We start from the raw sequence: 22,337 nt of genomic DNA, 5'->3' as shown, positions 1-22,337 counted from the left end.
AGCACATGTTGTTATCGGACTTATCGGTTAAACGCCCCGTTTTTGCCACCGTTGTTAATTTGCTGCTGCTAACCTTTGGTATTGTGTGCTTTACCATGCTGCCGCTACGGGAGTACCCGGATATCGACCGTCCTGTGGTCAGCATCAGCACCGTCTATCCGGGCGCCTCGGCTGAAATAGTCGAATCAAGGATCACCCAATTATTGGAGGATAGGATCAGTGGCGTTGAAGGCATCAAGAGTATTAACTCCACCAGCCGCAACGGGCGCTCCAATATTACCATCGAGTTTATCGTCAGCCGCGACATTGACGCTGCTGCCAATGATGTCCGCGAGCGAGTGTCACGAGCATTAAACAATTTACCTGATCAGGCCCTGCCGCCAGAAGTATTTAAAGCAAGTGATGATGAAGATGTCGTAGTATGGTTTACCTTAAATAGCGAAACCATGACCTCATTGGAACTAACCGACTATGCCGATCGCTACATCGTTGAGCGATTCTCGGTAGTGGATGGGGTAGCACGTATTCGCTTAGGAGGGTCAAGGCGCTATGCCATGCGTGTTTGGCTCGATCAGGATGCCATGGCATCCCGACAAGTCACCATTCAAGATATAGAAAACGTGCTTCGAAGCGAAAACGTCGAGCTCCCCGCAGGTAACATCAAATCCAGAGATCGAGACTTCACGGTGCGGGTCGTTCGTACCTTCCTCACTCAAGATGATTTCAGTAATCTGGTGATCAAACGGGGGGATGACAATTACCTGGTGCGTCTTGGCGAAGTTGCTCACGTGGTACTGGCTTCGGAGGACGAGGAGAGTGAGTTTCGCAGTGATGGCCAAAATGTGCTCGGTATTGGTATCGTCAAACAATCGAAAGCCAATACGCTTGATGTTGTTCAAAATGCCAAAGAAGAGATGGAGCGGCTGATACCGAACTTACCAGCTGGAACCACCATTGTTCCCGGCTATGATTCATCACTATTTATTGCTGAATCAATTAAAGAAGTGTATCGAACCTTAGCCATTGCCATGTGCATGGTGGTGCTGGTGATTTATCTGTTTCTGGGCAATGTCAGGGCAACCTTTATCCCTGCTATCACTGTGCCAGTCGCGCTTATTTCAGCGGTTACCGTGTTGTATGCGCTAGGTTTTTCTATCAACCTGCTGACTTTGTTAGCCATGGTACTCGCCATCGGGCTGGTGGTGGATGATTCCATCGTCGTATTAGAGAACATCTATCGCCGTATCGAAAAAGGGGAAAACCCGTTATTAGCAGCATATCGTGGTGCGCGTGAGGTCGGTTTTGCTGTTATAGCCACCACCCTGGTGCTTATTTCGGTATTCGTGCCTTTAGTCTTTATGGAAGGTCAAATCGGCCGTCTGTTTACCGAGTTTGCCCTGGCCGTAGCGGCAGCTGTCGCCTTCTCAAGCATCGTGGCGTTAACCTTAACCCCGATGCTATGCAGTAAAATACTGACACACCGTAAGCGAGAAAGTAAACTGGGTAGCTGGCTACACCAAGGCTTTCAAAAGCTTGAGCATGGTTACACCAAGCAACTACAAGTGGTCACCAAACAACGCTGGCCTGTGCTTGGCCTGGTTGTATTGTGCTTACTTTCAACCGGCATGCTATTAAAGCTACTGCCTTCTGAACTCGCGCCTACCGAAGACCGTGGTACCTTTTTTGTCAGTGCCAATGGTGCAGAAGGCGCCAGCTACGCCAGTAATAGCCGAAATATGCAACTGGTCGAAGACGTGTTGATGCCCTATTACGAGCGTGGCGAATTCAACCGTTTGCTGATACGGGTGCCTGGTTGGGGCAATAGCGGTGGTATCGCCATTGTTGGTTCCGAGAACTGGCATAATGATCAACGTCCAACTGAAGAGCTGATGAATGAAGTTCGTGGTAAATTGAATGAGTTACCCGATATTCGTGCCTTTACCTTTATGCGAAGTGGCCTGGGCGGAGGCGGCGGTGGTGGCCGGCCTATCCAATTTGTGTTGCAAGGCAATACCTACGAAGAGCTGGCCCGCTGGCGTGATATTGTGTTGGAGAAAGCAGCTGAGAATCCAAACATTCTGATGCTGGATCACGATTATCGCGAAACAGTACCGCAAGTATTGGTTGATATCGATAGCGATCGTGCAGCTGATCTCGGTATATCGATCGGTGCCATAGGCCGCTCTCTTGAAGCCATGCTTGGTGGCCGCCGGGTCACTACCTTCCTCGACCGTGGCCGCGAATACGATGTATTGCTTGAAGGCTGGGATGATGACTTCCGCTCGCCATCCACCATCAGCAATGTCTACATTCGTTCAACCACGTCCAATCAACTGGTGCCATTGGGTAACTTAGTCACCTTACGAGAAGAGGCAACCGCTTCCAGCTTGAATCGCTACAACCGCATGCGCAGTATTACCATCAGCGGTAATATGGCATCAGGTTACAGCCTTGGTGAAGCACTAGAGTATTTGGAAAACATCGTTCGTACAGAAATTGATGACACCGTAGGCATTGATTACAAAGGTGAATCATTGCTGTATCAAGAAAGTGGTGATGCCACCTTCCTGGTTTTTTTACTTGCTTTGTTGATCACCTATCTGGTGTTGGCAGCTCAATTTGAAAGCTTTATTCATCCTTTGGTGATTATGATCACCGTTCCTCTCGGTCTGGTTGGTGCCTTGTCAGGGCTCTATTTTTCTGGCATGACACTCAACATTTATAGCCAAATTGGCTTGGTGATGTTAATTGGTCTGGTGGCAAAAAATGGCATCCTGATTGTCGAATTTGCCAATCAATTGCGTGACTCAGGTGTAGAGTTTGAGGAATCGGTGCGACGCGCAGCCGTACAACGCTTACGCCCGATTACGATGACGGCCTTTACCACTGCCATGAGTAGCCTACCGCTGATTTTGGCATCAGGCCCTGGCTCAGAAAGCCGTATGGTGATTGGTACCGTTATATTTTCAGGGGTTGCCTTAGCCACTATTATGACGCTTTATGTCGTGCCAGTGACCTACATGGCACTAGCTCGCAACACCGGCTCGCCAAAACGCCTGGCCAGAGAGCTGGAAGCGCTTGAAGAAGCCGCCGGTGAAGAAAAGCATTATTAAAAGCAATGTTGAATCATCAGTTAGCAAAACGGTCAGCTTAAGCTGACCGTTTTTTTATCCATAGACATCGTATGGTCTCTATGACCGAAAGACCAATTTAGTAAGGTAGGCTACTGCCATCCCAATGGAGTAAATGCCCGGTTTTTTCGCTCGTTAGATCAGCCGCAACCTGAGCAAGCCGGCTAGCCGTTTGCTCAGGTTGTTGCAATTGGTGAACAGGCACATTCGCTTGAAAAGGCGCCGATAAAGCAGTCGCCGTGGTACCCGGATGGACCGCAACCAACGAGGCGGTTTTATTGCGCCGGTGCAATTCAATACTGGCGGTTTTCACCAGCATATTTACTGCCGCTTTGCTGATGCGATAACTGTACCAACCTCCGAGCGCGTTATCGCTAATACTGCCAACTTTGGCACTTAGCACCAGCACACGAATACCGGCTGAACGAAATAACCATGGCATCATGGCTTGCAGATAACGGGCAGGAGACACTACATTCACCTCCATCGCGCGCTGTAGCTGCTCTGGTTTAAGTTGAGCAATGGCTTTTTCAGGTTGACACTGCTCATCATGCAACCAGCCCTGACATAAAAAAATGGTATCCACTTCCTCGATAAAACAGTGCTCCAGAGTAGATTTAAGCGCAGTTTCATCGCTTTCATCGACCCGATACCAGTTTAAGGCAGGGTGTTCGATTGTGGCAGGTTGTCGACTTAAAGCATCCACCTGCCAATGTGCTGCCAAATAATGCTGAATCAACCCCTTAGCAATACCACCGCTGGCACCAACAATAATGACCTTAGCCATGCAGCAACTCCTCGGCAGCTGCCTGCCCTGCCAGCCAGGCATTTTCGACCCGGCCACCAAAACTCCAATCCCCCATCACCATGCAAGGCCGATGCTGGCTTCGTAGCAGACCGACCTGCCGGCTTGAGTTGTCCACACTAGCGTACAACCAGCGATGATGATAACTGTCTTGTACTTGAATTGGTTCTGCCATCATTTCGCTCAGCTGCTCAGCTGCAATTCTGGCTAGATCAGCTGCTGATGCTTCCAGATGTTGCGCAGTGAACTCCGCAGTAAAGTGCAGTACCCATTGCTCGTGCTCTGTTAGACGCCCGGGCTTACTGCTGTGCCGGGCTACCCAGCTCAGTGGGCCCTGGCGCACAAAAACAGCGGCAGCTTCATGCCGAATAGATTGAGATAACTGCATCGCCACTGCATGACAGGGCAACAGTACCTGCGATGGCAGCCGATGTTGCAAATCAGTATCCATCCCCAGTAAAGCATGAGCCTGAGCTGGCGGTATAGCCAACACCACCTGATCAAAGCCAGAAAAATGACGGTCATCTTTCGACATGAGTTGCCAATGGCCGTTGTAACTGAGAGAGGTAATGCAGCAGTTTAGATGAATGGTTTCATTTGATAGCCCTGCACGAAGCGGCGCGTGCATGGCCGGCAGGCCAACATAGCGTAATTCACTGTCTGGAGAGGCTGCTAAACGATTATCTTGGTAGCGATAGACCTTGCCAAGCCATGGTGCCACCAAACCCGCCTGCTGCCATTGACGAACCTGCTGGATAAACGCCGGATCACGTGCGGTAAAGTATTGAGCACCGAGATCAACGTGGCCTCCCCACAACCTTTTGGCAGACATGCGCCCGGCCACCGCTCTGCTTTTTTCAAACCAACTGACATCAACACCTGCCGCCTGCAATAATTGACCGCAGCGCAACCCTGCAAGACCAGCACCAATAATAGCGACCTTCATTAAAACTCCTTGTTAGTTCACAGAGAGTGAAGTTGTTTGGGTATTTACCATAGCTTACGTTGAACCAATCACGTACGATCAGACTATACTGTTAAAGTTAAAATCGTTAAGGATCCACATGACCGATCAACGCGCGACCTTTGGTGCTGGCTGTTTTTGGTGTTTGGAGGCTGCCATGAATCAATTGCAAGGTGTCACACAGGCATTAAGTGGTTACATGGGTGGGCATGTCAATAATCCCAGCTATCAAGCAATTTGCACCGGCCAGACCGGCCATGCTGAAGTGGTCGAAGTGACTTTTGATCCTGATATCATCAGCTATTCTCAGCTGTGCCAGATCTTTTTCAGCTTGCACGACCCTACTCAGTTAAACCGACAAGGTAATGATGTTGGCACTCAGTATCGCTCGGTTATTTTTTACCATGATGCTAAGCAGCATAGCACAGCACTTGAAGTGATAGCAGAATTGACCAACATGAAGTTATTCGACGCCGCTATCGTCACTGAAGTAACTGCTGCCAGCGAGTTTTATCCGGCAGAGAGCTATCATCAGGGATATGCTAACAACAATCCGAACCAAGGATACTGCCAGTTTATTATTTCACCTAAACTGGCCACATTCAGACAGCGCTTTAGTACTTTACTGAAATCAAACTAAGCTCAGACCTACTTCATCGAGGCAGGTCTGATCATCCATTACGCATTAAAAGCCTTGGTAACTAAGACGTAATCCTAAATTACGACCGGCTGTCGCGTAGCCAATGCTGGTCTGATAGACCTTATTGGTCACATTATCCAGTTTCAACCGAAGTTGCCAACTTGGGTTAAGTTGGTAACTGCCACCAATGCCCACTAAGGTAAAGCCACCTAAATCCGGATAATTGGCATTGCTGTTCCAATCAAAGCCCTGAAAGGTTGCACTTTGGTAATCGAGCGTGGCAAAGCCGCTCCATTGTTGCAGTTGCAGCTGAGTTCTCAGATTCACGCTGTGCTTTGGTCTGCGGATCAGCGGTTCGTTGCTTTGCTCATTGCGAGCATCCAACCAGGTGTAGCCCAACTGATGCTGCCAGTTTGCTTGCTGAATGCCTAAGCTATACTCAGCTCCCCGCACCGTCGCCAACCGAACATTTTCTACCTGATCAAGGCCTTGAATCAGATTGGTGATCTCTCTATCGAAGAACACCAACTCAGAGTGGATTTGACGCCCTGAGTAGCGTAATGCAATTTCATCGGAACGAGACTCCTCAGGACGCAAATCAGCATTACCAAAACCAGGCCAATACAACTCATTAAACGATGGAGCTTTAAATGCCGTGCCCCGGCTTACTCTGAGTAACCATTGCTCTGTAAAATAGTAACCGGCGGCCAACTGCCAGGTTCGTTCGGTCCCATACTGGCTGAAGCGATCCTGTCGGGCTGCAATTTCAAGTAACCACTGCTCTGGCTGATACTGAATACCAGAAAATAATGCGCGGTTGGTGCGGCTACGCACCTCATAATCGGGCTCATTTTTAGCCACTTCTTCCTGATACCAGTTCGCACCCAACAGAACAGACCACTCCGATGAAAGCTGCTGGTTGATCTGATAATTAGCCTCATCACGCCGGGTCTCGAACGGACTTTCTGAATCAGGACCAAAGGTGGTATCGGCATCCAGGTTACGACTCAGTTGCAATTGATGCTGGCTTGCCGCTATTTGATGCTGCCAGCCAAGCACATGACTGCGTTGCAATATGGCTGAGCGATCCTCACTGCCCCAGCTGGTATCAAAGTCGTACCGACCAGAGTTAATATGGCTATGCCAATAGAAGCGCCCTAACTCCGCATCGTAATCAGCACCCAATTTAGCGAAACGCTGCCAGTAACCATCTTTATCCGGGTCAAAAGCTGGCTGCACATCAAAACCATCCGCCCGGCTATACCCCACATTTGCATGCAACTGCAAGGCCCCTTTGCGGTGCTGAAGCGCCAAGTCGCTTTCCAATAACCCATAGCTACCGGTGGCCACATTCAATTCTGTGCTCTGTGCTCTGCGCGTAGTAATGGCAATAACGCCAGCAACAGCATCCGAACCATACCAGGCGGCACGGGGGCCTCGGATCACTTCGATGCGCTCGATCAAATCCAACGGGATCATGGCCAGCGAGCTGATGCCAAGGGTAGCAGAACCAGTCCGGACACCATCCACTAAGACTAGTGTATGGCCGGTATTACCGCCGCGTAAAAAGATACCACTGTTTTGACCACGGCCACCATCACGGGAAATAGTTACCCCGGGCAGCTGATTCAATAACGCCGGTAAATCCTGCGCCTGACGAGATACAATCTCAGCACGATCAAGTACGCTAACACTATTCAGTGCTTGCTCAACAGGCTGAGCATGGCGGCTACTATAGACAGTAATGGTTTCAATGGATTCGGCATGAACTACCGACACAGCAGTGGCTACGGCTAAAGCCGCTAATGAGACGTTCAACATGAATAACTCCTGCAATGTGCCCACCGCACATCGATTGGGTGAATGGAATTTTCAGGCCGGTCTCCGGGCTTACAAGCAAATCAACCCATGTCATGGGTATAACGCCCTCACCTTCCCATCCTAAGACAGTGGTTTCGGGCTTAGCTTGTTACCGTTGCGGGGGCAGCTCTGGATTGTCACCAGATTCCCGTTTCACTGTACTTTCGCACAGCACCTGAAAAAAGCGCTGACAGTGTAGCGGGCACATCAAAAATGTCAATAGAAATCCAGATGGCTAAACCTGGTAAGCAGTTGCTGGGCTACCAGGTTATTGCAGGAGCGGGAGCATTGGAGGTGTTAATCGCGGAAATTAGTAAACTGGAACGGCTGCTCCAGATCCGATTGCTTAACGAGGGCCATGGTTTGCTGCAAATCATCACGCTTTTTGCCAGTCACTCGTACTTGCTCGCCCTGAATAGCGGCCTGCACTTTGACTTTACTCTCTTTAATCAGCTTCACCAGCTTCTTCGCCGTAGCACTATCAATCCCCTGCAGTAAGCTCAGGCTCTGACTATAGGTTTTTCCCGAGTGAACCACATCGTTTTCTTTAAAGGAACGGACATCAAGGCCTCGTTGCACTGCTTTAGCACGGAAAATGTCCAGCATTTGCTGCAACTGAAACTCGGCATCCGCTTTCATGGTGACAACCTGATCAGTTAAACTAAACTCGGCGTCTACGCCTCGAAAGTCAAAACGAGTCGCTAGCTCACGGTTGGCGTTGTCGACAGTATTGAGGACTTCCTGATTATCGAGTTCGGATACAATATCAAAAGAAGGCATGTGAGCTCCTTAGCTTGGCCTAAAAGTTACTTGTAGGATGATTATACTCAGAAAACTGCTACAATCCGAGCATTGTTATTGGTCAGTATGCGGTTATGAACTCCAACGTCGAAGTGTCCGCGAAGCCTCGCTGGACAGTAGTAGGTCAGGGAGCCATTGGCTTGCTGGCAGCCTGCCAGGCACAGTTGCATCATTGGCCCGTTGCCCTATGGCTGCGCCAGCCACAAGTCGTTGATATCAACTTCCAACAACTTAACCAACAACAGAGCCAGCATCACTTTGTAAGTTGGCCTCTGGATACAGCCATCACTCATATTTTTATCGCGGTAAAAGCCTTTGATGTCGAAGCCTGCTTACAACAATTGCAGCCACATTTAAGCCCCGAGGCTCATATTGTCCTCAGCCATAATGGCATGGGCACGCTCGATTCTGCCCGCTCGCAGCTATTACCTCAACAACAGCTGTGGTTTGCCAGTACCACTCATGGCGCCTACAAGCCAGCCCCGGATCAGTTAATCCATAGTGGAGCAGGCCAGAGTGTGATCGCAACCATTAATGCGCCGATACAGGCTCCATCACACAAGGCACCGAGACAGCACCGCCCTGAAAGCGTCACTTCTTTTATGGCCGATGCGCTAGGGCCGCTGACCGAAGTGACCGCTATTGAACCTTATTTGTGGCAAAAGCTGGCCATCAACTGCTTAATCAACCCAATCACGGCATTGCACCACATCCGTAATGGTGACCTGGCTCAAGCGAAGTATCACACTCAACTGCAACAACTACTCAAAGAAGTCTGTTTAGTGGCGGCAGCTGAAGGGGTCCCATTGCAGGAACACGATTGCTGGCAGCAGGTACAGCAAGTTATCAAAAATACAGCTGCCAACGTATCATCCATGCTGCAAGATCGGCAGGCGGGGCGGCCCACCGAGCTTGAGTTTATTAGTGGTTTTATTCTCAGAAAAGCACAACGTCATCAATTGCAGCTGCCAGCCCATACCAAGCTGTATCAACAATGTCAGGATGCGGGCTTCTGATACACGCCAACCTGTTTGAACCCTTGCTCTTGCAATAACAACGCCTGCATACGGCTCATCACGCCCTGCTCACAGAATAAGTAGTAGGGTTTATCTTGAGGTAGGCGACCGAACTCGCTGGCCAATCGATAAAATGGCAATTCAATCACAGCATGATCGTCAACCTGCAGCGGAGCCAGCTCGATTTCATCTGGCTTACGAATATCCAGCACCACCGCATCGACCGGCATGGCATTGACAGCATCGATGGTATTCACTTGCTGGCTGGATTGGTAATCAATGGTACGAATATCCATAATTTTGGCATCACGTACGACTGAGGCGAGTACTTCAGCATCAAACCGTTGCTCACTGGCTTCAACATCTGCCAGTATTGCTTTCACCGTTGGTTTTTTCGAAATCACTCCGCAGTACTCGGGCATACTTGCCGCCATATCTTCCACGCCAATGGCACGCGCTATATCAATAATATCTTGTTTATCATGGGCAATCACCGGCCGTAAAATCAGCATCGAGCTGACTCGGTCAATCACATTCAAATTAGCCAATGTCTGGCTGGATACCTGGCCAGCACTCTCACCAGTGACAATGGCAGGAATCCCCAGCATTTCTGCCAGCTCAGTAGCTGCCCGCATCATTTGACGCTTAAGAATAACACCCATTAACCCCGGATCTGAGCGCTCAAGGATCTGCTGAACCACAGGTGCAAAATCCACACTGATAAACTTTACTTTGTGCGACAAGCTGTATTTTTGCCATAGAAAATAGGCAATCTCTCGCACACCAGCCTCATGTGCCTGGCCGCCTAAATTGAAAAATAAAAAATGATTACGGGTGCCTTTTTTAATCATCAGGTAGCTGCTGATAGCAGAGTCAAAACCACCTGAAATCAGCGACAACACATCCGATTGCGAAGGCAGAGGAAACCCACCCATGCCACGATAGAGTGCTCGTACCATGATCAATCGTTCACCCCGAATTTCCAGTTGCACTGTGACCTGAGGGTTCTTGAGCCGAACGGTTGCAGTTGGAATATGCTGGTTTAAACCGCCACCAATGTAGCGTTCAGCTTCAGTCGAAGAAAAGTCATGATTCCCAGTCCGCCGTACCCGAACACAAAAGGTTTTCCCTTGCAGTTGTTGCTGGAATACCGGCAGCACCTGTTGAAAGATATCATCCAGACTGATAAAGCTACTGGATTGCATCTCTGCATATTGCGCAATACCGGGAATACAAGCTAACCGCTCCACAATCTTCTGATGTACGCGATCAGTGCTGTGCTCCAGCCGGACCGTCAGGTGATCCCAATGACTGTCGATACTGATGGAGTCGTCTATTTGCAATAAAATAGTTTTCAGATTTTGCTGCAGTAACTTAGTCTGGCGCTTACGCACCGACTTACTTTTGATGGTGATTTCAGAGTGAAGTTTAATGATAAATTCGAGCATGCCAGACTTTTATTCGCTTAAAAGTCCGGCATTATACCGAAAGATGAGCTATCTGACTAATGACTCCTCGTGGCTTTAATTCTCAAAACTCACCGGATCAGACTCTTTTGCCTGCCCTTGCAGTATGGAGATTTCTACCCGACGATTACGACGCCGATTTAAATCGCTGTTATTGGGTACCAGAGGACGGGTATCTGCATATCCCACCACTGCCATACGATTCCTGTCAAACCCGGGCGCCTTTAGCATCTCGGTTGCAACTGCAACGGCTCGTTTAGCCGATAAATCCCAGTTATTGTCATGCAGCTCATCACCAATTAAAGCATCATCCGTATGCCCGGTCACGGTAATTTCTCCGGGGATATCCGTCAATAAGCCACCAATTTTCTGAATGATCGGTTTAAAGCGTGGCTGCAAAAACGAGGAACCAGAAGGAAAAGATCCATTCTCACGAATACGGATAATAATCTGCTGTCCTAACGACTCTAATTCAATAGCGCCATCCAGAATTTGCTCTTCCATTTGTTCAGCAATACGCTTGACCAGCTCATTCACTTCTTGCTGAGCTTGCTCTGCCGCGGCTTCGCTTTCAGCAACTTCATCATCGGTACTACTGGAAATGCCCCCGGTCTGATCCTGCTGCTGCTCTTGACGACCACCGGATGAGTCCTCCTCCCCCGCCTGAAACTCAATCATTTGCTGGGTGATTTCAATGGTTTGCTGCTGCAGCGTTTCAATAGGTGTCGGGTCTGGCCGCCCAGGGCGAAACTCAAGGGCAATCACACTGGTTCCCTTAGGAATGTCTTCCACTTCTATCTTATTTTGCACCCCAAACGCGAACTTCATCGAGCCAGCAATCTGCTTGAATTTCAGTACATCCATTTCAGAGAAAGCCAACAGCAAGACGAAAAAGCACATCAACAATGCCATCAAATCGGCAAAAGTTCCCATGTACTGAGGCAGCCCCTTGGGGGGGCATTTACACTCTTCGAGCTCTTCTTCACTCATCAGCATTAGCCCTCTTCAACAGCAACTTCACGCTTACCCTGAGCAATATAATTTCGTAATAAGCCCTCGATGACCTTGGGGTTCTGGCCATCTTGTATACCCAAAATAGCATCCAAAATCAGTTGATTATTGAGCTTCTCTTGTGCATTGCGTAACTCCAGCTTATCCGCTAGCGGGATAGCAATGACATTGGCAATAAAAGCACCATACAGGGTAGTTAACAAGGCAACGGCCATCGCCGGGCCAATAGCTTTTGGGTCATCCATATTGGACAGCATGGCGACCAAACCAATCAGGGTTCCGATCATGCCCATGGCCGGTGCGACATCGCCTAAGCTACGGAAAATATGAATGCCTTGCTGGTGGCGCTTTTCCGTTAAGCTGATATCTTTCATTAAGGTTGCCCGAACTACATCGCCATCGTGGCCATCGACCAACATATTGATGCCCTTCTGCATAAAAGCATTGGAGATTTCAGCTTCTTCTAACGCTAGAAAGCCGCCCTTTCGAGCGGAGTCAGCCAATTGAACAGCTTGTTCAATCAAGGCCTCAGCTTCTTCTATTTTGAACATAAAAGCTTTAACAACCACTTTACCGGCGCCAAAGAACTGCCCCAATGGAAACTTTGCAATCACGACAAAAGTAGAGCCACCAACCACAATCAACATGGAGACTACGTCAGCAAACATGCCGGGGTCACCCGAGCTACCAATGATCATCGCCATGACTACAAAGCCAATGGCGCCAACTAAACCTATGAGCGTTGCTAAATCCACATCTGACTCCCCACAATGGACAAATGATTGAGGTTAATTGCTTTTATCTTAGCCGATAGCTGTTTATCGACAAAGTAAAACAAAGCTTAAATTCACTTTTACTGCAAAACCAGTTCAAATAATGCCGCCAATTCGCCATAATAGGCGGCTTACACCGTAAAAGCGCCGTTTTATCCATGAGGTTGCCATGACAAAAAAGAAAGCAGATCTAAGTCAATTTGAACAGCAGCTGGCTGAACTGGAACAGATTGTTAGCCAGTTAGAACAAGGTGATCTGTCTCTGGATGATTCGCTGAAACAATTTGAGCGTGGTATTCAGTTGGCCCGCCAAAGCCAACAACAATTACAGCAAGCAGAACAAAAAGTACAGATTTTGCTGCAACAACAAGGTAGTGAGCAATTAACCGACTTTACTGAAGCGACTGGTGATGCCAAGTGAAACCTTCTTTTCTGCACACTGATCAACATCGAGTAGAACAGTTTTTAAGTCATTACCTGCAACAACACGCTTCTCCAGCCGCTGACTTACAACAGGCCATGGCTTACAGCATATTACTTGGTGGCAAACGGATCCGCCCATCTTTGGTCTATCGCTGTGGAGCCATGTTAGGCGCTCACGCTGAGGACTTAGATGCAGCAGCGGCGGCCTTGGAAGCGATGCATTGTTACTCACTCATTCACGATGATTTACCGGCTATGGATAATGATGCCCTTCGTCGAGGCAAGCCAACTTGTCATATCGCCTTTAGCGAATCGACAGCTATTTTGGCTGGCGATGCGATTCAAAGCCTGGCTTATGAGCTACTCACCAGCCATAATTACCATCATGTGAGTAGCAGCCGTATCCTCGACATGGTTCGTTCATTATCTCGACACAGTGGCGCACAAGGCATGTGTGCAGGTCAGGCATTGGATCTAGCGCATACCAACCGCAGCTTTGCCGCCGATACTTTAGAGCAAATGCATCGGCTTAAAACCGGTGCTTTAATACAAGCTGCCGTCGAATTGGCGTACTACGCCAGCCCGGTGAATAATTCAGACCACCTGGAACTTTTACAGCAATTTTCTGCCTCACTGGGGCTGGCATTTCAAGTGCAAGATGACATTCTGGATATAGAAAGTGATACAGAAACATTAGGTAAACCGCAAGGCTCAGACCATAATGCTAATAAAGCAACCTACCCATCCCTATTGGGGTTAGCGGCAGCCCGGCAAAAAGCGCGACAACTCTATCAGGACGCCATTCAGGCATTGGAGCAACTGCCCTATCCCTGTGATGATTTAAAGGCCTTGGCGCAATTTCTTATTGCCCGGAAAAATTAGAATAAAAGGCTCAACGATGACTGTTGATATCAAAGATTATCCATTATTAGCTCAGGTAAATGTACCTGAAGAGCTACGTAAAATCCCGCAGGAACAACTGCCCCGGCTTTGTCACGAGCTGCGTGATTTTTTACTCAACAGTGTTAGTCAAAGTAGCGGCCATTTTGCCTCTGGCTTGGGCACTGTTGAGCTGACTGTTGCTTTGCATTATGTCTACAACACTCCCTTTGATCGGTTAATCTGGGATGTCGGCCATCAGGCCTATCCGCATAAAATCCTTACTGGCCGGCGCGATCGCATGGCGAGTATCCGGCAAAAAGATGGCTTACATCCTTTCCCATTCCGTGAAGAAAGCGATTACGATGTATTGAGTGTCGGCCATTCCAGTACCTCGATCAGCGCCGCTCTTGGCATGGCGTTAGCTGCTCAAGCCGAACAAAGCGGACGCAAAGTAGTCGCGGTTATTGGCGATGGAGCCATCACTGCAGGTATGGCGTTTGAAGCCCTGAATCATGCCGGTGAAACCAAACCCGACATGCTGGTGATCCTAAATGACAATGATATGTCTATTTCGGAAAATGTCGGCGCATTAAACCAGTATTTTGCCCGTATTCTATCCGGTAGCTTCTACACCAATTTACGTGAAGGCAGTAAAAAAATTCTTAGTGGCGTGCCACCACTGCATGAATTAGCTAGTAAGGCTGAAGAGCATTTCAAAGGCATGGTAACACCCGGTACCTTTTTTGAGGAACTTGGTTTTAATTACATAGGGCCTATTGACGGCCATGATGTTGCCTCGATGACAGATACCATCCGTAACATGCGGACGATGAAAGGCCCGCAACTGCTGCATGTAGTGACCAAAAAAGGCAAAGGCTACAGCCCGGCAGAGCAAGATCCTATCGGCTACCATGCGGTATCACGTTTTGATCCAACCAGCTCCAGTTTACCAAGCAAAAAGATCAGTAAACCCAGCTTTTCCAATATCTTTGGCCGCTGGCTCTGTGACATGGCCGAGCAGGATACACGCTTACATGCTATCACGCCTGCGATGCGGGAAGGCTCTGATCTGGTCGAGTTTTCCAAACGCTTTGCCGACCGCTATTACGATGTTGCTATTGCCGAGCAACACGCAGTGACATTAGCTGCGGGGATGGCAATTGAAGGTTTAAAACCGGTGGTGGCCATTTACTCGACATTCTTACAGCGCGCTTATGATCAACTGATCCATGATGTGGCATTACAACAACTGGACGTTTTATTTGCCATTGATCGGGCCGGTGTGGTCGGTCAGGATGGTCCAACTCATCAGGGAGCTTTTGATATCAGCTTTTTGCGCTGCATCCCAAATATGGTGCTGATGGCCCCTGCCGATGAAGATGAATGCCGACAGATGTTGTATACCGGTTACCAATTTTCAGGGCCTGCTGCCGTTCGCTACCCACGCGGCAGTGGTACCGGTGTCGCCGCTCAACAGACTATGCAAGCACTTGAAATAGGCAAAGCTTTGCAAATACGCAGTGGCAAACGTGTGGCCATACTTGTGTTCGGCCCCTTACTGCAAGCTTGCGAATCAGTGGCTGAGCAGTTGAATGCCAGTTTGATCAATATGCGCTTTATTAAACCACTCGATACCGACATGATTCATGCCATGGCAAGCAGTCACGAGTGGTTAATCACCGTGGAGGATGGTGCCATTCAAGGCGGTGCCGGATCCGCGGTAAATGAAGTCGTGCTGCAGCAGCAAATGGGCTGCAAGGTGATGAACCTTGGTTTACCTGATCAGTTTATTAAACACGGTACTCAGCAGGAGATCCATACCGAGCTTGGTCTTGATAGCGCTGGTATTTTAAAGCGTATTCAGGCGCTACTGTAAGATAATACTTTAACCTAGCCGACTATCTGGTCGGCTACTAGGACTCTGAGCGACTGCCCGCTGCCGTTAATTCAAAACGGACCAGTCCCTCAGCCAGTAGTTGCTCAATTTGCGCCTCAATATGCAATGAATCTTCAAATTCAAAGGCATCGACCTGCTGATCAAACACCAGGGTAGCTACACCGTTTTTGCCAGCATGCTTCACTCTGTACAATGCCATTTCAGCCAGCTGAAGCGAGATTTCCCAGTTAATCAACTGGCCACCTATCAGTTGCAATGGATAGATAGAATAGCCAATTGAGCAGCTTAAGCTCATGCTTTCTCCATCCGGTAACTGAAAACGAGTTGTGCTGGTTAGTTGGTGCAAACGATTGACAAAATCCCACAGCAAATCCATACCAATATCACGTAGCACCAACATGAACTCTTCACCAGCATAGCGCACTACGTAATCTGAACCACGCGTCTCTCGCAGCAACAAACCACTGACCTGCTGCAATAAACTATCGCCAGCACTATGGCCAAACTGATCATTGACCAGTTTAAAGTTATCCAGATCCAAGTGGATAAGAGCAACACACTTGCCTTGCTGCTCCAGACTTTCACGGTTGCGTTGGTAGTGTTCAATATCTTTTGGTAGTTGTTCAAATAAAAAACGACGATTGCGCAAACCTGTCAGTGTATCTTTATGCACCAACTGCCCTAACTGTTCATTTAGATCATTCAAGCGATTATTACTGTTCTCAAGCTCTTGCGTTCGTTGACGAACCAGACGTGCTAGTTCATGCTGTTGCATGAGATGATTACGACGAAAGAGCCAGAAAACGGCATATACAATCATGGCTAGCAAAGCCAGCCAAAGCGCACGATACAAGGTAGTCTCATCAAAACGGCGCGGTACCATCAAAGTAAGGCTGGTCCCTTGTGCATCAGACCAAGACTGGTTTTGGTGTCTGACTTGCAGAGAAAACTGATAGTTACCAGGCAATAAATTAGTATAAATCGCTTCACGTCGACTGCCTGCATACTGCCAATCCACATCAAAACCATTCAGTTGATACCGAAAATCCAGGGCCTGTGCATTAAAAAAATCAAGCGCCGTGTAATGCAATGAGACACTGCGTTCATTCATTGGCAATACCAGTCGTTGACGATCTGGGATCAGCTGATAATGTCGTTGACCGGTCAGGTGCTGCAATACAGGGCGAAAATCTTGATCTTCTTTGACACGAAAATCACGCTCAATCGCGACCACACCTTGCAAACTTGGATACCAGAGCTGGTCATGCCACATGGCCACTTTGGCATGGCCTGCACCATTACAGCATCGACCAGGCGCTGTCCCCAACTGCCGCTGATAGGGTGTTAATACATGCTCGGCTTGGAAAGGTTCACTACGAAACGTTGGTAAACGATCCATCGAGAAACGAAACACTCCTTTCAAGGTGCTTAGCCATACTTGTTGATGCATTTCATCAAACAATATGCTCACCACAGGGCTGTGAGGCAAGCCGTTGCTGTTATCAAATTGCACCCATTCGTTATCAGGGTAACGAATAAAAAAACCATCATCCAGGGTGCCCACTAACAAATGGTCATCCGGCAGAACCAACATTGCCGTGATGTAACTATTGTACAAAGGCGTACCTATGCCTAACCGCTGCAGACGGTTCTGTTGCAGTTGATACAAGCCACGACTGGAGCCAATCACCTGATACCAGACTTGATCGCTCATCACCGTCACGTTTCGTGACTCCAGCTCTCTATTCAGCAAAAAAGGGTGCAATTGCTCATCCTGCCAATAGTACAATCCAGCCGAACCACCGATCCAGACACCGCCTTCAGCTCGCGGTTGAACCAAGCGGACTGTACTGCCCTGAAGCTCTGGAAAAATAGGTGTTAAATACTTTGTTTCAGGTTCAAACTGATACACACCAACATCGGTAGCCAGCCACCAGTGTTCGGTATGGAAAAAAATATCATGAATAGTTTGAGAGCCAAGCTCGGCTTCCGATAAAAGCGATTGGAAGTACCCTTGCCGACTGAGATAACCAAGACCCGATTGCGTTGCAATCAACAATCGTTGTTCAGGTGTGACGGCGACGCTTCGCACCACAGCATCGTGCTGGCCTTGTCCGACAATACGTCGAACATGGCCAGGCGAAGCACGGAAAATACCGTCACTAAAACTGGCCAACCAGATGTTATGATCCCGGTCTTCAAAGATGTCATAAAACCAGGGAGCACTGCCAAGCTCGTTGGAACTAATATGTTGCCAGTTTTGGCCAAAATGGCGATGATACAACTGACTGTAGCTCGACACCCAGTCCGCACCTTGTTGATCACGGAAAATTCGGTAGATGGCGTTATTATCCTGCTGCAATAAGCCACAACGCTCAATCGTGCCTGATGAAGTGAGGCGATAGTACCCAAGCTCACTTGCCAGATGTAGCTCATCGTCGTAAACGCTAATGTCATAGATAGGATTTTGCTTCAGTTCGGCAGGTAATGGGTAACGCTGCTGTTCTCCATTACTCATATCATAGCGGATCAGCTCACTGCTGGTGGTCAACCACACATAAGAGCCAGATACTCGCAGCTGGCTCACCGGCTCACGGATCGATGAAATCCGACTGATCTCCCCTTCTCTTACCCGAAATAGCTGCTCAGCTGCAACCCACACTTCCCCTGGGCGTACCTCGGCCAGTGCCGTGACTTCCGTTAAGATATTGAGTCGCTCAAAACTTAGTTGATGCGGATCAAGCAGGCTTAAACCCGCTTTGGTACCAACCCAAATATCGCCCTGACTATCGGTTAATAGCACATTGATGGCATTACTGGCGAGTTGACGGTGTTGTTGTGTGGTAAAGCTTTCGAAGGAGTAACCATCAAATCGATTCAAACCAAATAAAGTTCCCACCCAGATGTAGCCGGTACTGTCCTGAGTTAAAGTGCGAGCGGAGTTGGACGACAAACCATCGGCACTATTCCAATGTTTGATGTCGTAGTCATAAATAGATTGAGGAAAGGCCGCATGCAGCGAAAAGCTGAACAATAGACAAAGCAAATACCACCTTGTTCTCATCCCTGCACCTTTTAAACCACCAGCCACCACAGCAGGCCGTGCAACACCAGACAGGCCATAATGCCTGCCACCACATCATCCAGCATAATGCCATGCCCACCATGTATTTTCTTATCCAGCCAACCAATTGGCCACGGCTTTACAATATCAAAAAATCGGAATAACACAAAGCCTAACAATAAAGTCCACCAATGCAACGGAACCAACAACATAGTGACACCGTAGCCGACAATTTCATCCCAAACAATAGCGCCATGATCATGCTCACCCACATCCTGAGCGGTGCTACCACACAGATAGACCCCAAGAACATAAGCCAATACCAGCACCAGTAGATAGCTCCATAAAGGTATCAGCATCAACAATGCAACCAATGGTACCGCAGCCAAGGTACCAAAAGTCCCTGGTGCTTTCGGGGCTAAACCAGCACCAAACCCCAGTGCCAGAAAGTGCCGCCAATTAGCGAGATTAAATAAATGTCGACTCATACAAAATGTTCAAAACCATGATGTTCGTAAGCGAAGGGTTGATTACCAGCTTTTAATTCTAACTTACCTGCTACGCCGGTAATACGACCAATACAGGTAACGGGAACGCCGTATGGGGATAACAACACATCGAGAGTGCCACGTTTGTTTTCCGGAACGGTAAACAATAACTCATAATCTTCACCACCGGATAAGGCCAAAGCAATAGCTGTCGTATGGTCACAGCTATCACGCAAGGCCTGCGACAATGGTAGTTTGTCTATATCTAAACTCACTCCGACTTGGGAGCGGCGCAATAGGTGTTGAATATCTGAGTACAAGCCATCTGATAAATCCATGGCACTACTGGCAGTTGTTCGCAATGCCTGGCCCAGAGCAACTCGAGCCGTTGGATAATGGAAACGCTGTAAAATATGAGCACTGTGCTTTTTACTGACTTCAACCTGCCCTTGGCACAAACGCAGACCAAGCGCAGCATCACCCAAGGTACCGGTGACATACACGTAATCCCCTACCTTGGCACCACTTCGACTGAGCATTTTGCCACGCGGTACCTGTCCCTTAGCGACCACGCTTAAGGTCAGTGGGCCACGGGTGGTATCGCCACCAACCAACTGACAATTGTAATAATCGGCCGTTTCACTGAATGCAGCAGCAAACGCCTTGATCCATTCATCATCCACTTTGGGTAATGTCATGGCTAAAGACAGCCAGGCAGGCTCTGCACCCATGGCGGCTAGATCACTGATATTGACCGCCACAAGCTTATGCCCTAAGGCTCTTGGATCGACATCAGGGAAGAAGTGAGTGCCTGCCACCATGGTATCAGTGGTCACCACTAAATCGTAGCCATCACGCAACTGCAACACAGCGCCATCGTCACCAACGCCTAATAACGTATCTGAGCGATGGCGGCCTGAATTGGCAAAATACCGCTGTATGACTTCAAATTCACCCATAGAAGAAAAAAGCCGACTGATGTCGGCTCTCCTTTAATTTGGTCGCAGTACGCGGACCGCTTTATCGAGGATGCCGTTGACAAATTTGTGGCTGTCGTCAGCAGCAAAAGATTTGGCTAACTCAATGGCTTCGTTAATCACCACTTTATAAGGTACATCCAGCCGATACTTCAATTCATAACCAGAGACACGCAAAATCGCTTTTTCGACCTGATCGATTTCATTAAAAGGGCGATCAAGAAAAGGAGTGAGGATGTCATCCAATGTTTGGTGGTAGCTGGCAACACCTCGCAGTAAGTCTTGGAAATACGCAACATCAATTTGCCTGACGTTATTTTCCAACAGCAATTGTTGCTCAACATCCTGAATTTTGTTGTGACTGATCTGCCAGCTATAGATACCTTGAACCGCTAAAGCGCGCGACTTGCGACGAGCATTCGGTTTCATTCTGCATTCCTCACAGCAAATCCAACACGTTAACCATTTCTAAAGCAGACATCGCTGCTTCAGCACCCTTATTGCCCGCTTTTGTGCCTGCACGCTCAATGGCTTGTTCAATCGAATCGACCGTCAATACACCAAACGCCACAGGTAAATCATGCTCCATCGCAACCTTTCCAATCCCTGAGGTGCATTCAGAAGAGACATATTCAAAATGCGGGGTACCGCCGCGGATGACAGCCCCTAAAGCAATTACTGCATCGTATTTCTTACTGGCAGCAACACGCTGAACGGCTAACGGCATCTCAAAAGCACCGGGTACGCGGATCACCGTGATATCGTCATCACTCACCTGTCCTACTCGTTTCAGAGTATCAACAGCGCCTTGCAGAAGGCTTTCAACAATAAAACCGTTAAAACGTGCTACAACCAAAGCAAACTTTTTATTCGGTGCAGTCAAACCTGCTTCAATTACCTGCATCTGCAGCTCCAATTGATCTATTCCACTAAAATTGCCGCGTATGATACCACAACTGCGGCAAAGCCGAAGTATTTAAGCATTCACAACCAAGCCCAACGCTGTCGTCAAGCGATCACCGTGACATCTTACTCGCTGACGTAGTCCACTACTTCCAGACCAAAACCAGATAATGCATGGTACTTCTTCGGCTGGCTCAGTAAACGCATTTTCCCGACTCCCAAACTAGCCAAAATTTGTGAACCAACCCCGACATTGCGCGATGTACCCTGCCAAGGCTTGGTTTTTGGTTGCTCGCCCTTATCTTCAGATTCAAAGGCTTGTACCATACGAATGAGCTCATCAGGTGTTTCATGCTTTCCTAGCAAGACCAACACCCCGCCCTCATCGGCTATGCGTTTCATCGCCTGATGCAATGGAAAGCTGCGATTAGCGGCCCGATCAGCCAGCAGCAAATCACTAAAGGTATTGTGTAAATGCACCCGCACCAGACAAGGGCTATCCGCTGAGATTTCTCCTTTGACCAAGGCAAAGTGTATTTGATTATCGATAGTGTCGCGAAAGGTCACCAGCTCAAACTCACCCACATCGGTGGTCAATTGGCAACGAGCCACTTGCTCAATGGTGGTCTCATTTAAATTTCGGTACTCGATCAAATCCGCGATGGTTCCAATCTTAATGTTGTGCTTGGCGGCAAACTTTTCCAGATCAGGCCGGCGCGCCATGGTGCCATCTTCATTTAATATTTCTACGATTACGGCCGCTGGCTCTAGCCCCGCCATCCGGGTTAGATCACAACCGGCTTCGGTATGACCGGCTCGGATCAGCACGCCACCATTCTGTGCCTTTAATGGGAAAATATGTCCCGGCTGCACAATATCACTGGCGCGAGCGTCTCTTGCGACCGCGGCTTTCACAGTACGGGCACGATCAGCCGCAGAGATCCCGGTGGTGACCCCTTCCGCCGCCTCAATCGAGACGGTAAAAGCGGTGGAAAACTGCGATTTATTGCTATCCACCATCAACGGCAAGTTCAACTGTGCACATCGTTGCTCGGTTAAAGTTAAACAAATCAACCCCCGGCCATGCGTCGCCATAAAATTGATGGCTTCAGGCGTCACATATTCAGCGGCCATCACCAGATCACCTTCATTTTCGCGATCTTCATCATCCATCAATATCACCATACGTCCCTGACGAATGTCTTCGATGATTTCCGCTGTACTATTTAATTGCAT

19 protein-coding genes and 1 riboswitch are annotated in these 22,337 nt (G+C 48.6%); of the genes, 6 read left to right on the top strand and 13 right to left on the bottom strand.

From position 1 onward, the window contains the following. Positions 1 to 5: 5 nt before the first annotated feature. Complete coding sequence (locus Q3O60_RS00165) at positions 6 to 3,113, top strand: efflux RND transporter permease subunit (RefSeq protein WP_305891882.1); 3,108 nt, start codon at positions 6 to 8, stop codon at positions 3,111 to 3,113. Positions 3,114 to 3,210: 97 nt separating this feature from the next. Here the strand turns inward: Q3O60_RS00165 and Q3O60_RS00160 are convergent, their stop codons facing one another. Both Q3O60_RS00160 and Q3O60_RS00155 read right to left on the bottom strand, forming a co-directional pair. Beyond that, the gene (locus tag Q3O60_RS00160; RefSeq protein WP_305891881.1) at positions 3,211 to 3,918 is read right to left on the bottom strand and encodes an SDR family NAD(P)-dependent oxidoreductase; all 708 of its coding nucleotides are present in this window, start codon (positions 3,916 to 3,918) and stop codon (positions 3,211 to 3,213) included. After that, positions 3,911 to 4,882 carry an NAD(P)/FAD-dependent oxidoreductase gene (locus Q3O60_RS00155; RefSeq protein WP_305891880.1) on the bottom strand — a complete coding sequence of 324 codons (972 nt, stop codon included), beginning with the start codon at positions 4,880 to 4,882 and terminating at the stop codon, positions 3,911 to 3,913. The genes Q3O60_RS00160 and Q3O60_RS00155 overlap by 8 nt, the downstream gene beginning before the upstream one ends. Positions 4,883 to 5,000: 118 nt before the next feature. Here Q3O60_RS00155 and msrA point away from each other — a divergent pair, with 118 nt between their 5' ends. Beyond that, a complete protein-coding gene (gene msrA, locus Q3O60_RS00150) occupies positions 5,001 to 5,540 on the top strand; it encodes a peptide-methionine (S)-S-oxide reductase MsrA (protein WP_305891879.1) in 540 nt (179 codons plus the stop codon). A 45-nt stretch (positions 5,541 to 5,585) separates the two neighbouring features. Here msrA and Q3O60_RS00145 read toward each other — a convergent pair whose 3' ends face one another. Together Q3O60_RS00145 and Q3O60_RS00140 are read right to left on the bottom strand one after the other, a co-directional pair. Beyond that, positions 5,586 to 7,361, bottom strand: a complete 1,776-nt coding sequence (locus tag Q3O60_RS00145) for a TonB-dependent receptor domain-containing protein (protein WP_305891878.1) — start codon at positions 7,359 to 7,361, stop codon at positions 5,586 to 5,588. A 37-nt stretch (positions 7,362 to 7,398) separates the two neighbouring features. Further along, positions 7,399 to 7,594, bottom strand: a riboswitch (cobalamin riboswitch). 103 nt (positions 7,595 to 7,697) lie between these two features. Further along, positions 7,698 to 8,180, bottom strand: coding sequence for a YajQ family cyclic di-GMP-binding protein (locus tag Q3O60_RS00140; protein WP_305891877.1), 483 nt, complete (start codon positions 8,178 to 8,180; stop codon positions 7,698 to 7,700). Between the two features lie 95 nt (positions 8,181 to 8,275). Between Q3O60_RS00140 and Q3O60_RS00135 the strand changes: the two genes are divergently transcribed. Next, positions 8,276 to 9,217: a ketopantoate reductase family protein gene (locus Q3O60_RS00135; RefSeq protein ID WP_305891876.1), complete on the top strand. Its 942-nt coding sequence runs from the start codon at positions 8,276 to 8,278 to the stop codon at positions 9,215 to 9,217. Here the strand turns inward: Q3O60_RS00135 and thiI are convergent. The 3 genes from thiI to pomA form a co-directional block, all read right to left on the bottom strand. After that, positions 9,199 to 10,665 carry a tRNA uracil 4-sulfurtransferase ThiI gene (gene thiI, locus Q3O60_RS00130; protein WP_305891875.1) on the bottom strand — a complete coding sequence of 489 codons (1,467 nt, stop codon included), beginning with the start codon at positions 10,663 to 10,665 and terminating at the stop codon, positions 9,199 to 9,201. The genes Q3O60_RS00135 and thiI overlap by 19 nt on opposite strands. A 75-nt stretch (positions 10,666 to 10,740) precedes the next feature. Then, positions 10,741 to 11,673, bottom strand: coding sequence for a flagellar motor protein MotB (locus Q3O60_RS00125; protein WP_305891874.1), 933 nt, complete (start codon positions 11,671 to 11,673; stop codon positions 10,741 to 10,743). A 5-nt stretch (positions 11,674 to 11,678) separates the two neighbouring features. Next, entirely contained in the window at positions 11,679 to 12,449 is a 771-nt protein-coding gene (gene pomA, locus Q3O60_RS00120; RefSeq protein WP_305891873.1) for a flagellar motor protein PomA, read from the bottom strand. Between the two features lie 187 nt (positions 12,450 to 12,636). On the opposite strand from pomA, the gene xseB reads away from it, so the two are divergent. From xseB to dxs, 3 genes are read left to right on the top strand one after another with little or no spacing between them, the layout of a single operon-like run. Then, a complete protein-coding gene (xseB, locus tag Q3O60_RS00115; protein ID WP_305891872.1) occupies positions 12,637 to 12,888 on the top strand; it encodes an exodeoxyribonuclease VII small subunit in 252 nt (83 codons plus the stop codon). Beyond that, on the top strand, positions 12,885 to 13,772 hold the full coding sequence (gene ispA, locus Q3O60_RS00110; protein WP_305891871.1) for a (2E,6E)-farnesyl diphosphate synthase: 888 nt from the start codon (positions 12,885 to 12,887) through the stop codon (positions 13,770 to 13,772). Before xseB ends, ispA begins: the two co-directional genes overlap by 4 nt. Positions 13,773 to 13,788: 16 nt before the next feature. Then, complete coding sequence (dxs, locus tag Q3O60_RS00105) at positions 13,789 to 15,648, top strand: 1-deoxy-D-xylulose-5-phosphate synthase (protein WP_305891870.1); 1,860 nt, start codon at positions 13,789 to 13,791, stop codon at positions 15,646 to 15,648. Between the two features lie 37 nt (positions 15,649 to 15,685). Here the strand turns inward: dxs and Q3O60_RS00100 are convergent, their stop codons facing one another. From Q3O60_RS00100 to ribBA, 6 genes are all read right to left on the bottom strand, one after another. Continuing rightward, the gene (locus tag Q3O60_RS00100) at positions 15,686 to 18,733 is read right to left on the bottom strand and encodes a ligand-binding sensor domain-containing protein (protein ID WP_305891869.1); all 3,048 of its coding nucleotides are present in this window, start codon (positions 18,731 to 18,733) and stop codon (positions 15,686 to 15,688) included. Positions 18,734 to 18,744: 11 nt separating this feature from the next. Continuing rightward, positions 18,745 to 19,221: a phosphatidylglycerophosphatase A family protein gene (locus Q3O60_RS00095; protein ID WP_305891868.1), complete on the bottom strand. Its 477-nt coding sequence runs from the start codon at positions 19,219 to 19,221 to the stop codon at positions 18,745 to 18,747. Beyond that, positions 19,218 to 20,180 (bottom strand): thiamine-phosphate kinase, encoded by a 963-nt coding sequence (thiL, locus tag Q3O60_RS00090; protein ID WP_305891867.1) that lies wholly within the window; start codon positions 20,178 to 20,180, stop codon positions 19,218 to 19,220. Before thiL ends, Q3O60_RS00095 begins: the two co-directional genes overlap by 4 nt. Before the next feature lie 33 nt (positions 20,181 to 20,213). Then, positions 20,214 to 20,627: a transcription antitermination factor NusB gene (gene nusB, locus Q3O60_RS00085; protein WP_305891866.1), complete on the bottom strand. Its 414-nt coding sequence runs from the start codon at positions 20,625 to 20,627 to the stop codon at positions 20,214 to 20,216. A gap of 10 nt (positions 20,628 to 20,637) precedes the next feature. Then, positions 20,638 to 21,102, bottom strand: coding sequence for a 6,7-dimethyl-8-ribityllumazine synthase (ribH, locus tag Q3O60_RS00080; protein ID WP_305891865.1), 465 nt, complete (start codon positions 21,100 to 21,102; stop codon positions 20,638 to 20,640). A 125-nt stretch (positions 21,103 to 21,227) separates the two neighbouring features. Continuing rightward, entirely contained in the window at positions 21,228 to 22,337 is a 1,110-nt protein-coding gene (gene ribBA / locus Q3O60_RS00075; protein ID WP_305891864.1) for a bifunctional 3,4-dihydroxy-2-butanone-4-phosphate synthase/GTP cyclohydrolase II, read from the bottom strand.

Source organism: Alkalimonas collagenimarina (assembly GCF_030717845.1).
GTDB classification, from domain to species: Bacteria; Pseudomonadota; Gammaproteobacteria; order Enterobacterales; family Alteromonadaceae; genus Alkalimonas; species Alkalimonas collagenimarina.
This window is presented reverse-complemented; position numbering and strand designations above follow the sequence as displayed.

Bases quoted from the DNA above. Each gene is read 5' to 3' on its own strand.
- Q3O60_RS00165 (WP_305891882.1), top strand. From the start codon at position 6: ATGTTGTTATCGGACTTATCGGTTAAACGCCCCGTTTTTGCCACCGTT.
- Q3O60_RS00160 (WP_305891881.1), bottom strand. From the start codon at position 3,918: ATGGCTAAGGTCATTATTGTTGGTGCCAGCGGTGGTATTGCTAAGGGG.
- Q3O60_RS00155 (WP_305891880.1), bottom strand. From the start codon at position 4,882: ATGAAGGTCGCTATTATTGGTGCTGGTCTTGCAGGGTTGCGCTGCGGT.
- msrA (WP_305891879.1), top strand. From the start codon at position 5,001: ATGACCGATCAACGCGCGACCTTTGGTGCTGGCTGTTTTTGGTGTTTG.
- Q3O60_RS00145 (WP_305891878.1), bottom strand. From the start codon at position 7,361: ATGTTGAACGTCTCATTAGCGGCTTTAGCCGTAGCCACTGCTGTGTCG.
- Q3O60_RS00140 (WP_305891877.1), bottom strand. From the start codon at position 8,180: ATGCCTTCTTTTGATATTGTATCCGAACTCGATAATCAGGAAGTCCTC.
- Q3O60_RS00135 (WP_305891876.1), top strand. From the start codon at position 8,276: ATGAACTCCAACGTCGAAGTGTCCGCGAAGCCTCGCTGGACAGTAGTA.
- thiI (WP_305891875.1), bottom strand. From the start codon at position 10,665: ATGCTCGAATTTATCATTAAACTTCACTCTGAAATCACCATCAAAAGT.
- Q3O60_RS00125 (WP_305891874.1), bottom strand. From the start codon at position 11,673: ATGAGTGAAGAAGAGCTCGAAGAGTGTAAATGCCCCCCCAAGGGGCTG.
- xseB (WP_305891872.1), top strand. From the start codon at position 12,637: ATGACAAAAAAGAAAGCAGATCTAAGTCAATTTGAACAGCAGCTGGCT.
- dxs (WP_305891870.1), top strand. From the start codon at position 13,789: ATGACTGTTGATATCAAAGATTATCCATTATTAGCTCAGGTAAATGTA.
- Q3O60_RS00100 (WP_305891869.1), bottom strand. From the start codon at position 18,733: ATGAGAACAAGGTGGTATTTGCTTTGTCTATTGTTCAGCTTTTCGCTG.
- Q3O60_RS00095 (WP_305891868.1), bottom strand. From the start codon at position 19,221: ATGAGTCGACATTTATTTAATCTCGCTAATTGGCGGCACTTTCTGGCA.
- thiL (WP_305891867.1), bottom strand. From the start codon at position 20,180: ATGGGTGAATTTGAAGTCATACAGCGGTATTTTGCCAATTCAGGCCGC.
- nusB (WP_305891866.1), bottom strand. From the start codon at position 20,627: ATGAAACCGAATGCTCGTCGCAAGTCGCGCGCTTTAGCGGTTCAAGGT.
- ribH (WP_305891865.1), bottom strand. From the start codon at position 21,102: ATGCAGGTAATTGAAGCAGGTTTGACTGCACCGAATAAAAAGTTTGCT.
- ribBA (WP_305891864.1), bottom strand. From the start codon at position 22,337: ATGCAATTAAATAGTACAGCGGAAATCATCGAAGACATTCGTCAGGGA.